At 33.8% G+C, this 13,383-nt stretch carries 6 protein-coding genes; all 6 read left to right on the top strand.

All coding sequences use genetic code 11. The features are described 5' to 3' along the window. The first annotated feature begins 342 nt into the window (after positions 1-342). Positions 343-2,556, top strand: a complete 2,214-nt coding sequence (bglX, locus tag A5893_RS09810; protein ID WP_068822383.1) for a beta-glucosidase BglX — start codon at positions 343-345, stop codon at positions 2,554-2,556. A 102-nt stretch (positions 2,557-2,658) separates the two neighbouring features. Then, positions 2,659-4,731, top strand: coding sequence for a glycosyl hydrolase family 95 catalytic domain-containing protein (locus A5893_RS09815; protein ID WP_068822384.1), 2,073 nt, complete (start codon positions 2,659-2,661; stop codon positions 4,729-4,731). Between the two features lie 210 nt (positions 4,732-4,941). Then, on the top strand, positions 4,942-7,278 hold the full coding sequence (locus tag A5893_RS09820) for a glycoside hydrolase family 3 C-terminal domain-containing protein (RefSeq protein ID WP_068822385.1): 2,337 nt from the start codon (positions 4,942-4,944) through the stop codon (positions 7,276-7,278). Positions 7,279-7,622: 344 nt separating this feature from the next. Beyond that, a complete protein-coding gene (locus tag A5893_RS09825; protein ID WP_068822386.1) occupies positions 7,623-10,508 on the top strand; it encodes a choice-of-anchor Q domain-containing protein in 2,886 nt (961 codons plus the stop codon). 32 nt (positions 10,509-10,540) lie between these two features. Beyond that, a complete protein-coding gene (locus tag A5893_RS09830; RefSeq protein WP_232456836.1) occupies positions 10,541-11,884 on the top strand; it encodes an acetylxylan esterase in 1,344 nt (447 codons plus the stop codon). Between the two features lie 59 nt (positions 11,885-11,943). Beyond that, positions 11,944-13,377 carry a glycoside hydrolase family 125 protein gene (locus A5893_RS09835; protein ID WP_068822387.1) on the top strand — a complete coding sequence of 478 codons (1,434 nt, stop codon included), beginning with the start codon at positions 11,944-11,946 and terminating at the stop codon, positions 13,375-13,377. Positions 13,378-13,383: the final 6 nt, after the last annotated feature.

Consider the following 13,383-nt stretch of genomic DNA (forward strand, 5'->3'; position numbering starts at 1 on the left):
CTAAATGGACTCTTTCCGAAACTGCTCCGAAATAATATAAACAGAAACGGATAAATATAAATTTCAAAAAATTTATTAATCAAGTTGTAATCTATAAGTAGATAATAAGAGTTTTGCCTTTATTTATTTTATTTTGATAGAAAATAGAGATAAATCTGAGATCATTATATTAGGGAAAATTCTCTAATATTTTAAGAAAATTTGGATTGACTACTTTATCACGTAATTTATAAAGTTAAAATGATTCAAGTTATTGTATAATTAGTTTAATAAAACTTTCGTAATTAATTATAATTTTGAAAGTAATGGGAATCTTCATTCCATTGATCAACCTTTTTAACAATGACCTACTATCAACTGAAATGGCTAAGATCTTATCTCGTTTTGGCTATATTATTCTTTATTCAGATTATACCTTCAACTGCTCAGCAGACCTTATATAAAGAAAAAAATGCTATTGTAGAAGTTAGAATAACAGATCTTTTAAAAAGAATGACTTTAAAAGAGAAGATCCTCCAATTAAACCAATATACTTTAGGTATTAATAATAACTCAAATAATATAGGAGAGGAGGTAAAATCCTTACCACCAGAAATTGGCTCTCTAATTTATTTTAGCAATGATCCTTTGCTAAGAAACCAGATACAGAAAAAAGCAATGGAACAGTCGAGGTTGGGTATTCCTATTCTTTTTGGTTTTGATGTAATCCATGGTTTTAGGACGGTTTATCCAATTTCATTAGCTCAGGCTTGCTCTTGGAATCCTAAACTGGTAGAGCAACTATGTGCGGTTGCGGCAAAGGAATCAAAGCTTTCCGGTATCGACTGGACATTTTCGCCCATGATAGATGTTGCCCGGGATGCCAGATGGGGAAGAGTTTCTGAAGGTTATGGAGAAGATACCTACGCCAATTCAGTTTTCGGCGTGGCTTCTGTTAAAGGTTATCAAGGGAAAAATCTATCAGACCAGTTTTCTATAGCGGCTTGTTTAAAACATTATGTAGGTTACGGCGAAAGCGAGGGCGGAAGAGATTATCATTACAGTGATATTTCATCCCAAGCTTTATGGGAAGCCTATTTGCCACCATACAAAGCCTGTGTGGATGCTGGAGCGGCAACTTTAATGAGTGCTTTTAACGATATAAGTGGTACGCCCGCAACTGCTAATCGTTATTTATTGACGGATATTCTCAAGAAAAAATGGGCGCATGATGGTTTTGTGGTATCAGATTGGAATGCTATTGAACAGCTGATTGACCAAGGAGTTGCTAAAGACAGGAAAGAAGCAGGCTTAAAAGCTTTTAAAGCCGGGGTAGAAATGGATATGAAAGACAATATCTATTTTGAATTTATGGAGGAACTGGTAAAAGAAAACAAAGTATCAATAGCCATGATTGATGATGCCGTTTCACGGGTTTTAAGAGTAAAATTTAGACTGGGATTGTTTGATAAGCCATACACAGCAACTACCGACGAAAAGGCTAGGTACTTAAAAAAGGAGGATGTTGAACTTGCAAAGAAAATGGCTGCGGAAAGCATGGTTTTGCTAAAAAACAAACAGATTTTACCATTACGAAAAGAAACTAAAATTGCATTGATAGGCCCGATGGCAAAAGATAAAACCAATTTGTTAGGCTCTTGGTCTTTCAACGGGAGAGATGCTGATGTAGAATCTTTATATGAAGGATTAAAGAAAGAGTTTAATGAACCTAGTCAAATTATATATGCTAAAGGATGTGATTTTGACAAGGATGATGAAAGCGGTTTTGAAGAAGCATTAGCAACGGCAAAAAAAGCCGAAGTTATTGTGCTTTGTTTGGGCGAAAAGAAAACATGGAGCGGAGAGAACGCATCAAGATCAACCATATCCTTGCCCGCAATTCAGGAAAAACTGATTATGGAACTTAAAAAGTTAGGTAAACCAGTAATCCTTGTTTTATCGAACGGCAGACCTTTAGAACTGCAAAGGATAGAACCTTTAGCAGATGCCATCTTAGAAATTTGGCAACCAGGAATTGCAGGCGGAAGTGCATTCGCTGGTATCATTTCCGGTAGAATAAACCCCTCTGGTAAATTAGCAATCACTTTCCCTTTAACTACTGGCCAAATCCCAATATATTACAATATGAGGCAAAGTGCTCGTCCTGACCAAGGGAAATATCAGGATATTTCTACAGAATCTTTATATTGGTTTGGACATGGATTAAGCTATACAAATTATAATTATGAATCTTTAACTGTTTCTAAAACTAAATTCACCGCCAAAGAAAAAATCAAAGTGAGTGTTACAGTCAGTAATATAGGAAAGATGGATGGTGAAGAAACTGTTTTATGGTATATCTCGGATCCTGTGGCTAGCATATCCCGACCTATTAAAGAGCTTAAATATTTTGAAAAGAAGGCGATAAAACTTGGAGAAAAAGTAATTTACCAATTTGAAATAGATCCAATAAAGGATTTAAGCTACAGTGATGCCAATGGAAATCGGATTTTAGAAGAAGGTGATTTTTACATTTATGCTGGCGATAAAAAGCTAAAAATTGAATTGATTAAATAGCCTTTTTATTCAAGGAAAGTCAATTTCTCATGCTAAAAGCTCTTAACTATCAAATTAGCATCCTATTTATAATAATTAATATCAAAGTATACAAACAACAACATGAAAGGCAAAAGTTTAAAAATTGTTAAGAGCTTAATAAGCTGTTTAATACTTATTGGCTTAGTTAACAATGTGGTCTCATATGCTCAATCTAAAAATTTATGGATAATTAAAGCTACAGATACCAGCAATTATAATCCGGCTTATTTAGGAAATGGAATTATTGGATTTAAAAGTTTAAAAAATGGTTTAGGAGCAGAAAAAGTAATTATAAATGGATTATATGATCATAGTCCTTTAGGTGATAACATAAGATTAGTTAATTACTTTAATCCTATAAATCTGAGTATTACTTTCAAGGATAACTCAGAATTAAAATTTGGAATAAATGTTAGTGAATGGCAGCAGCATCTAAATTTAAAGGAAGCAACCTTAGAAACTTCCTATAATTATGCAGGGATGTTAAACGTAAAAAGCCAATTAATGGCTTTAAGAAACTTACCAATGACCACGTTGGGTCTTTATGAATTTACTGCTATTGAGGATATTGAATTTACAATAAAAAATGTAATGAGTATTCCAGATCGTAGTAAAACTTTCAGTAGTTATAAAACCAATCTTAATTATGGATTATACCGATTAGGTAATAACTCCAAAGAAAAAATAGCGATCATGTCTGCAGGCTTCCCAACAGAATCTGGAAAAGATTGTTTAGCTGGTGCCAACACCTATTTTTTTAACGGTAATTCACCAGAAATAAATTACATCAAATTAAACCCTAATAGTCAGCAGTGTTCTTTTGTAGTTAAGCTTAAAAAGGGAGATAAATTTTCTTTTGCTATGTTGAGCTCTTTTACACACTCTGGTTTTACTAGCGATGTTTATAATGACGTGATAAGAATTTGTAGTAAAGATTATAATTTGGGCTATCCTAAATTAGTAACAGCCCATAAGTTAGCATGGGAAAACTTATGGAAAAGTGATATTGAAATAGAGGGTGATGATGAAGCACAAATTGATGTACGATTGGGGCTTTATTCTTTGTATTCTTCCATAACTGATGGCTTTGACCTCAGCATTCCTCCTTGTGGCTTATCAGAAACAGGCTGGGGTGGTCATATTTTTTGGGATTCCGAATTGTGGATGTATCCACCGCTTTTGTTGATGAAGCCAGATTTTGCAAAATCTATGATAGATTTTAGGTTTAACACTTTAGCTCAAGCAAAAAAAAGAGCAGCTCAATTTGGCTATAAAGGAGCAATGTATCCTTGGGAGTCTGATTTACAAGGAAATGAATGTACACCAATTTCATATAAATTAGATATGAATGAACATCATGTTACCGCAGATGTTGCAATTGCTGCCTGGAATTACTATCAGGTTACAAAAGATAAGATTTGGTTAAAAGAAAAAGGCTTTCCTATATTAAAAGAAGTGGCAAATTTTTGGGTATCGAGGTCTCAAAAGGATTTGGAAGGTATTTATCACATAAAAAACGTAGTTGGTCCAGATGAATATTTTGAAGATGTTGATGATGATGCTTTTACAAATGGAGCTGTTAAAATGGTATTGAATGCGGCCATTAAAAGTGCAAAAATTATGGATGAGGATATTGATAAAAGGTGGATAGATGTATCAAAAAATCTTATTGTATTAAATCATATGGATGGCTATACATTACAAAACGCTCAATATACAGGTCAAAAAATTAAACAAGCTGATGTTAATTTATTAGCTTTTCCGCTAGAGTATATTAAAGATAAAGCACAAATTGAAAGGGACTTGAATTATTATGAGCCTAAAATAGATCCAAACGGACCATCTATGAGTTATAGCGTTTTAGCAACTTCATATGCCCGTTTAGGCAATTCTGATAAAGCCTACCAATTATTCAAAAAATCATATCAGCCTAACCGTAAACCACCTTTTGGTTTCATTTCTGAAAAACCACGACCAAGTGCAACAGTTTTTTGTACAGGTTATGGCGGCATATTGCAAACAGTTCTTTTTGGCTTTGCAGGACTGAATATTGGTAAAAGTGGTATATATCAGGAAAAAGCAAAATTACCTTTGAGCTGGATAAAATTGACCATTAAGCGGGAAGGCGAAAAAGATATTGTTTGTATTCAATAAAAAGATTCTTGTTTTTAACCTCCTTTACTATCGAAAGATTTAAAGTCTATTTGTTTTAACGATGATCATCTAATCTATAATATAAGAATTGAAAAAAACAGATTTATGTGCTAATTATACTGGTGTGGTTCAAGTGTTCAAATCAAAATAAAAAATCGTATACAATAACTGTTGTTCTTTTCGATGTATCAAATAATATGAAGAATTCCTATGAAAATCATTAATCAATTAAAATCAGGTTTAATATTATGCATTTGTAGTTTGACATCTTTTGCTCAAACTACAAAAAACAATCTCCCTCAATTAGGTAAAAATTCTATTCAGGATGTAATTGCTGCGATGACCATTGAAGAGAAAATATGGATATTGTTGGGTAGTGAGACAGAGTTAAAAAAGCCAAAAGCTGATGTTGCCGAATCTAATGGAATTATTGGTTATACCGATAAGAAAGTGGCTGGAGCTGCAGGGACTACTTTTGCAATACCTAGGTTAGGAATTCCGGCAATTGTACTTGCAGATGGGCCTGCTGGAGTAAGAATTTCTCCTACCCGCCCTAATGAATCTGCCACTTATTACGCTACTGCTTTTCCTGTGGGCACATTACTAGCTTCCACTTGGGATACTGACTTAGTTAATAAAGTAGGTAAAGCCTTTGGAAATGAAGTACTAGAATACGGTATAGATATTATACTTGCACCCGGCAACAACATACAGCGTAACCCACTTAATGGGAGAAACTTCGAATATTTTTCTGAAGATCCATTGGTTTCAGGAAAAATGGCAGCTGCTATGATTAACGGTTTACAATCAAATGGAATTGGTACATCTTTAAAACATTTTGCAGCAAATAACCACGAAACAAGACGTTTTAGCACCAATGCCGAGGTTAGCGAGCGGGCATTAAGAGAAATTTATCTTAAGGCGTTTCAGGTTGCTTTAAAAGAATCAGAACCATGGACAGTGATGACTTCCTATAACAAATTGAATGGAACATACACCGCAGAAAGATATGACCTTGTTACAGAAATACTAAGAAACGAATGGAATTATAAAGGATTAGTAGTAACAGATTGGGGAGCTGCAAAAAATGTGGTCGATCAAGTAAAAGCCGGACATTCACTCATTATGCCTGGGCAGTATTTTCAGGTTGAGGGTTTAGAATATGCAATGGCAAATAACAAATTGGATGTTGCAATAATAGACCAAGCAGTAGAAAAATTGTTAGCATTAATTGTAAAAACACCCACATTTAAAAATTACAAATTTTCTAACAAACCAAACCTTGTAGAACATGCGCAAGTTTCTAGAGCGGCTGCAACCGAGGGAATGGTACTTTTAAAAAATTTAGATAATACTTTACCCATTGCAAAAAATATTAAAACCATAGCCACTTTTGGCAACACTACTTATAACCTGATTACAGGCGGCACCGGAAGCGGAATGGTTAACAAAGCATATGTGGTTTCAATGGCGCAAGGTTTAACTACAGCAGGTTTTACATTAGACCCTCAAATAGAACAGCGCTATACAAAATATGTTGATAGTGTAGAAGCAAGCCGACTCAAACCTAAAAACCCAGCAGCCGGAAGACCACAAATACCCGAGCTCAAAATTTCGGATGATTTGATCATCAAACAGGCTTTACTATCTGATATGGCCATAATTTCTGTAGGAAAAAATGCTGGTGAAGGTGCAGATAGAAATTTGGATAATAATTACCATTTAATGGATTCGGAAATAACCTTAATTAAACGAGTTTATGAAGCATTTAAGGCGCAAAGAAAGAAAACTGTTGTAGTTTTAAATATAGGAGGAGTGATAGATTTGGCTAGTTGGCAAAATTATAGCGATGCTATTTTATTAGCTTGGCAACCCGGGCAAGAAGGTGGCCACGCAATTGCAGATATATTAACCGGAAAAGTAAATCCATCGGGTAAGTTAGCCATTACTTTTCCCGAAAAATATGTGGATGTTTCTTCTGCTAAAAATTTCCCTGGGACGCAAGGCGTAGACCCACTAAATGTTGTTTATGAGGAAGGAATATATACAGGCTACCGGTATTTTGATACCTATATGGTTAAACCAGCCTATGAATTTGGTTACGGCTTATCTTACACCACATTTTCATTAAATAACTTAACATTAGATAAAGTTAACTTTGATAAGAAAATAAAAGCAAGTATCACTATAAAAAATACCGGCAGCGTAGCAGGTAAAGAAGTTGTTCAAATTTATTTATCGGCACCAGCCAAAAGTATTGATAAACCTACTCAAGAATTAAGAGCTTTTGCTAAAACAAAACTTTTAAAACCTGGCCAATCTCAAAAAATAAAGTTTACGCTTACCGCTGATGATTTATCTTCTTACATTTCTTCAAAAGCCGCTTGGATAGCAGAAGAAGGAAGATACACCATTAGTGCTGGTGTATCTTCCAGAGCTATTAAACAAGTAATTTCTTTTTATTTACCTATCCAATTAATAATACATCAGGTGAGTAATCAGGTAAAATCAGCTAAGCCTATTATTAAAGAATTTACTGGAAAATAGAATAATTATTACTTTAAAAAAATGAACATTTCCTTATCAAGATTTCAAATTTATGCGATGTTTAGTTTTTAAGGAAAATAAAAAGTACTAAAACCTAGCTTGTTTATATATAATAATTAAAGTGTAAATGAAATTTAAAAATAATAATCTCTACATTTTAGAATAAACTTCGCATGAACTGAAATTGCTTTATCAATAAGCAATTTCAGTTCAACTATTAGCAAATAAAAGAGAATTTGTGTTTATAAAATTAGGATAGTTTTGATTGCTTCTGGGCAGTACTTAGCCAATATAATTATTTGGTAAAAAAGCCCAAATCAATTTTAAACTGACCATTTATTTACATGAAAAAAATACTTTCTGGATGCCTTCTTATTTTTGTATTTGCTTTTAAATCTTATGCTACAGATTATTATGTATCTGCATTAATTGGCAGCAATAGTTATAATGGAATCTCACCATTAACTCCTTATGCAACTCTTCAGTATGCTTCAGATCGTACAAATGCGGGAGATAATGTTTACATTATGAATGGAACTTATAACACCAGCAATGGCACAATTTTAAAAATTGCCCGAAGCGGAAATAATACTCAATCTATCACATACAAAGCATACACAGGTCATTTCCCAAAAATAACAGCCACAGGAAATGTATGGAATATGATAGAAATTAATGCTAATTATATTGTTTTTGATGGGATAGAAATGCAGGGCAATAATGATAACATTACTTATGCTAATGCAAAAAAAGCTTATGATGATTATATTAAACCATTATCAGATCCTACCAGGGTGCCACCTCAAGCTTTTTATAATACAAATTGCATGACTATTGCTGCCACAGGAAATTATCATCACATTACTGTTAGAAATTGTAAAGTTCATGATTTCTCTGCTGGCGGAATTGGAGTTTCTACAGCTGATTATGTAACGATAGAAAATAATATTGTTTATAACAATTCCTGGTATACTATGTATGCCACAAGTGGTATCAGTGTACTAACCCCATATAGCTACGATACCTTTATAGGATATAAAATTTTTATCAGAAACAATATTTGTTATAACAATAAAACACTGGTTCCATGGGAGCAAATAAGAGCTTTAAGCGATGGTAATGGAATCATTATAGATGTTAATATTCCTACTTCTACTTATTCGGGATATAATGGGAAAACATGGGTAGAGAATAATGTTTGTTATAATAACGGTGGTGGAGGTGTACATGCCTACAAAGCATCAAACGTAAATATTATTAATAATACTGCTTACAATAACGGTACTGTAGTTGGATATCCTGAAATTGATGGGCAACAAGGGGCAAATGTTAGCATCACTAATAATATCATGTATGCTAGAAACGGAGGCAATTGCAATACCAATGATAATACTGCCACATACAATTATAATTTATACTATAACGGACCAGCTTTTTTACAAGGCCCCTACGATATTGTCGCTAATCCACAATTTGTAAACTTGGCCTTGGATGGTACAGCAAATTTCAGTTTAAAAAATAATAGTCCGGCTATTAATACAGGCAGCAATATAAACGGACAATATAGTAGTAATGATATTTTAGGAGTTTCAAGACCTGTTGGTGCAAAACCAGATCGTGGTGCTTATGAATTTAGTGGAACGCCAAATACACAAAATTCTTTTATCAGCGGAAATATTTCTGTTTTAAGAGTAGGGGATGGAATTACCTCATTAAATACCAATGCAACATCGGTGAACATTTTAGAATATAATTTAAATGGAAATCCAAGTGGTATAAATCTTACTATCGGAAACGAAAATTCTACATCTCAAAATAGATTATTGCTAAGTGGAGATGCGAGTAATCTCGATGGTCAGCTTAATTTATCCAATGATGGACGATTTTTAACTTTAACAGGTTATGAAACTAACATTAATGATGTACAGGCAATTTATAAAGCAAATGAAAAAGTGATTGCTAGAGTAAACTATTTAGGGGAACCTGATTATACGACCAGAATATCTTCGAATACTAATAACGGAACAGTAAGAAGTGCTGTAAGTAGCGATGGTTCCAGGTTTTATTTTACGGGAAGTACAACATCACCCGCTTCTGCAAATTCAACAAGGTTTTTAAGCTACGCATCAGGAACTAATATTACCAGTACAGCATTTAATACGGGTGTAAGGTCTTTAGCTATTTTTAAAGATCAGGTTTATTATGTAAACGGAAATGTAGTCGGCTCTTTAACACCTAATCCTGGTGCAAATAACTTCGCAGCAAATGTTACATTTCCTGGTGTGAATATCTCTGGTCATAATTATCAATCATTAGCTTTAATAGATTTAGATGCTACCGCGAGTTATTTATCTACAGGCTATGATGTTTTATATTGTGCCGACGCCAGTTTAGGATTGGTAAAATTTTACTGGAGTGGTAGTACCTGGGTTTTAGCGGGAAGTTTTAATCCTACAGTTTCGGGTGTAACAGGAGGTCTGTATGCTTTAACAGCTCGATTAAATGCTAGTGGTAAAGCAGAAATTTTTGCAGTAAAAGGTACAGCATCAAACAATGTAATTGTTGCTCTTACAGATGAAGCTAGTTTTACAGGTAGCATTTCTACCACTAACCCTACGTTTACAAATATTGCATCTGCTGGTGCAAATTATCTTTTTAAGGGTGTCGCTTTTTCTCCATCTCAATTTTCCACTTTGCCAATTGAACTAACCGAGTTTAAAGCGCAACTTTCTGGGAAGGAAGTTATATTAAATTGGAGCACATCATCAGAAATTAATGCTAAAGAATTTATAATTGAAAGAACAACTGATGGAAAAACTTTTATAGAAATAGGTAAGGTAAACTCAAAAAATAAATCTACCGGAGCAACTTATATGTTTCATGATGTTCAATTACCAATTGGTTATATTTATTACCGATTGAAATCTGTAGATTTTGATGGTTCTTATAAATTAAGCCATATCGTTTCTGTAAAAAATTCTAATGAAGTAAAAAGCAACATTTCAATTAGCCCAGTTCCGGTTATTGATAAAGTAGAAATTTCGCATCCATTAACCAATTTAAATGCCGAATTAAGTATAGTGGATAGCAGAGGAGTGAATATTAAAACTTATAAACTTCTTCCGAATAGCACTGTTACAAAAATCAATTTATCAGATTTGGTAAGTGGTATTTATGTGTTAACTTTTATTAATGAGGGTAAATTATCCGTTACTAAATTTATTAAATAGATAGGATTTTCAGTATCAATAAACAATTTATAATGAGAAAAGTAATAATTAAACAACAGCAATATTTGGGGATGAAACTAATCTTTGTCTTCACCTTTTTTCTTACGCTAGTAGCAACTATTAGCCATAGTCAAATTCCGCCAGAAAAGCTGATAAAAATTGTGGTAGCTCCTAACCATGATGATTGGACCTATAAAATTGGGGAGAAAGTAGAGTTTGCCATTTCAGTAAGTCAAAACAGCATCCCTTTAAAAAATATAAAAATAGATTATGAAGTTGGACCAGAGAAATTTGAGCCTACCCAAAAAAAGACGTTAACATTAGCAAACGGAACGCTAAAGATTGATGGTGGAACCATGAAGCAGCCTGGTTTTTTAAGGTGTATAATAAGTACAGAAATTAATGGCGTAAAGTATAGAAATTTAGCTACGGCAGGTTTTGAGCCTGAAAACATTATTCCATTTGCTCAGCTTCCTGCAGATTTTAATCAGTTTTGGGAGGGTGGAAAAAAAGAGCTTGCAACTTATCCTTTAGATGCTAAAATGGTTTTACTGCCAGAAAGATGTACAGAAAAAGTTAATGTTTATCAACTAAATATTCAAGGTTTTGGGAAAGGATCTAGGGTGTATGGTATTTTATGTGTTCCAAAAAAAGAAGGAAAATATCCAGCACTTTTAAAAGTTCCGGGTGCAGGGGTTAGGCCATATAATGGCGATATAGCTACTGCCGAACTTGGAGTGATTACTTTAGAAATTGGCATCCATGGTATTCCAGTTACAATGGATCCTGTAGTTTATACCAATTTAGCAAACGGTGCATTATTAAACTATCCTAATTTTAATTTAGATGATAGAGATAAGTTTTATTATAAACGGGTTTATTTAAATTGTATAAGAGCAAATGATTTTTTGGTTTCGTTACCACAATATGATGGTAAAAATTTGGCGGTCACCGGCGGTAGTCAAGGCGGAGGTCTAAGTGTGGTTACCGCTGCTTTAGATAGTCGAGTTCAATTTTTAGCAGCAATGTATCCGGCAATGTGTGATCTTACTGCAGATTTAAAAGGAAGAGCAGGAGGTTGGCCACGTTATTTTGATAAATGGAATATGGCTTTTAATAACAAGCCCGATAAAATTAAAACCTGTGGATATTACGATGTAGTAAATTTTGCCAAACAATTAATAGTTCCAAGTTTCTTTACCTGGGGATATAATGATGAGGTAGTTCCACCAAGTTCCATGTTTGCGGCTTATAATTCTATTACATCACCAAAAGAATTTGTGCCTATTTTAGAAACTGGGCATTGGGCATACGGCGAACAATATACGTTGCTCAATAATTGGTTGTTTGATAAGATTAAAGTGAAGTCAAATTAATTTGATTAATAAAAGGCAATTCGTAATTTGAAAAACCGAATGTTAGTTAGATAAATCAAATGATTAAACGTAGAATATTTATCAAAAACGCAGGTATTACAGCTGCGGCACTCACTTTAAGTCAAATTCCAAGTTTTTCTTGGGCAGTTAATTTAGCAATTGATGATTTTGTTTCTAATCGCCCTTTACCAGCCAAACGTAATTTTGTAAGCTTGGCTGTTGATCAAAAAATAGCAGATGTAAAGTCGAAAATTAAAGACAAGGAATTGGCTTGGCTGTTCGAAAATTGTTTCCCAAATACTTTAGATACCACCGTTTTTACGGGTTCAAAAAATGGCAAACCAGATACTTATGTAATTACTGGAGATATTGATGCCATGTGGTTGCGGGATTCTTCTGCACAAGTTTGGCCATATCTTCCTCTAATGAAAGAGGATAAAAAGTTACAGGATATGATTGCTGGAGTGATAAATCGACATGCTTTTTATGTTATGATAGATCCATACGCAAACGCTTTTTTTAATGATCCCAACCGTAAAGGTCATGATGATCAAACAGATATGAAACCTTGGGTACATGAACGTAAATGGGAAGTTGATTCTTTATGTTATGTAATTAGGTTAGCGTATGGCTACTGGAAACATAGCAATGATGTTTCTTGTTTTGATGCAGAATGGTTAAAAGCAATGAGGCTAATTGTGACAACCTTTAAATTAGAACAAAGAAAAAATGGTAAAAGTGCTTATAATTTTAAACGCACTACCAACCGCCCAACAGATACAGCTGCAGGTGGTGGTGCAGGTTCTCCAATTAATCCGGTGGGTTTAATATGTTCTGTTTTTAGACCTTCAGATGATGGTACTGTTTTTCCATTCTTAATTCCATCAAACTATTTTGCTGTAAAATCTCTTAAACAATTGGCAGAAATAGCTCTTATTTTAAATGAAAAAGAATTTTCTATAGAATGTCTTGCTCTTGCGATCGAAGTAGAAAACGCTTTAAAGGAATACGCCATTATTAATCATCATAAAGCGGGTAAAATTTTGGCTTATGAAATTGATGGTTATGGAGCACAATATTTGATTGATGATTCTAACATCCCAAGTTTAATTTCACTTCCATATTTAGAGAGTATAAGTACAAAAGACCCTTTATATAAACGCACCCGTAAATTTTTATTTGATTCAAATAATCATCCTTATTATGCAGTTGGTAAAGTTGCAGAAGGTACAACAGGTCCGCATGTAGGTAAAGATATGATTTGGCCTATGGGGATAATCATTAGAGCAATGACATCTGATAACGATGATGAAATTAAGAAATGCCTTGCCATGTTAAAAGCAAGTCATGCAGGTACAGGTTTTATGCATGAAGCTTTTTATAAGGATGATGCAACTGGATTTACTCGTAAATGGTTTGCTTGGGCAAATACGTTATTTGGGGAGATGATTATTAAAATAATGGATGAGAAACCTTATTTATTGACTTCATAAAAATAG

Origin of the sequence: Pedobacter psychrophilus (genome assembly GCF_001652725.1) — a bacterium.
Classification (GTDB): Bacteria; Bacteroidota; Bacteroidia; order Sphingobacteriales; family Sphingobacteriaceae; genus Pseudopedobacter; species Pseudopedobacter psychrophilus.

What these genes read in the sequence shown, in the direction of transcription:
- bglX (WP_068822383.1), top strand. Translation starts at nt 343, where the DNA reads ATGACCTACTATCAACTGAAATGGCTAAGATCTTATCTCGTTTTGGCT.
- A5893_RS09820 (WP_068822385.1), top strand. Translation starts at nt 4,942, where the DNA reads ATGAAAATCATTAATCAATTAAAATCAGGTTTAATATTATGCATTTGT.
- A5893_RS09815 (WP_068822384.1), top strand. Translation starts at nt 2,659, where the DNA reads ATGAAAGGCAAAAGTTTAAAAATTGTTAAGAGCTTAATAAGCTGTTTA.
- A5893_RS09835 (WP_068822387.1), top strand. Translation starts at nt 11,944, where the DNA reads ATGATTAAACGTAGAATATTTATCAAAAACGCAGGTATTACAGCTGCG.
- A5893_RS09830 (WP_232456836.1), top strand. Translation starts at nt 10,541, where the DNA reads ATGAGAAAAGTAATAATTAAACAACAGCAATATTTGGGGATGAAACTA.
- A5893_RS09825 (WP_068822386.1), top strand. Translation starts at nt 7,623, where the DNA reads ATGAAAAAAATACTTTCTGGATGCCTTCTTATTTTTGTATTTGCTTTT.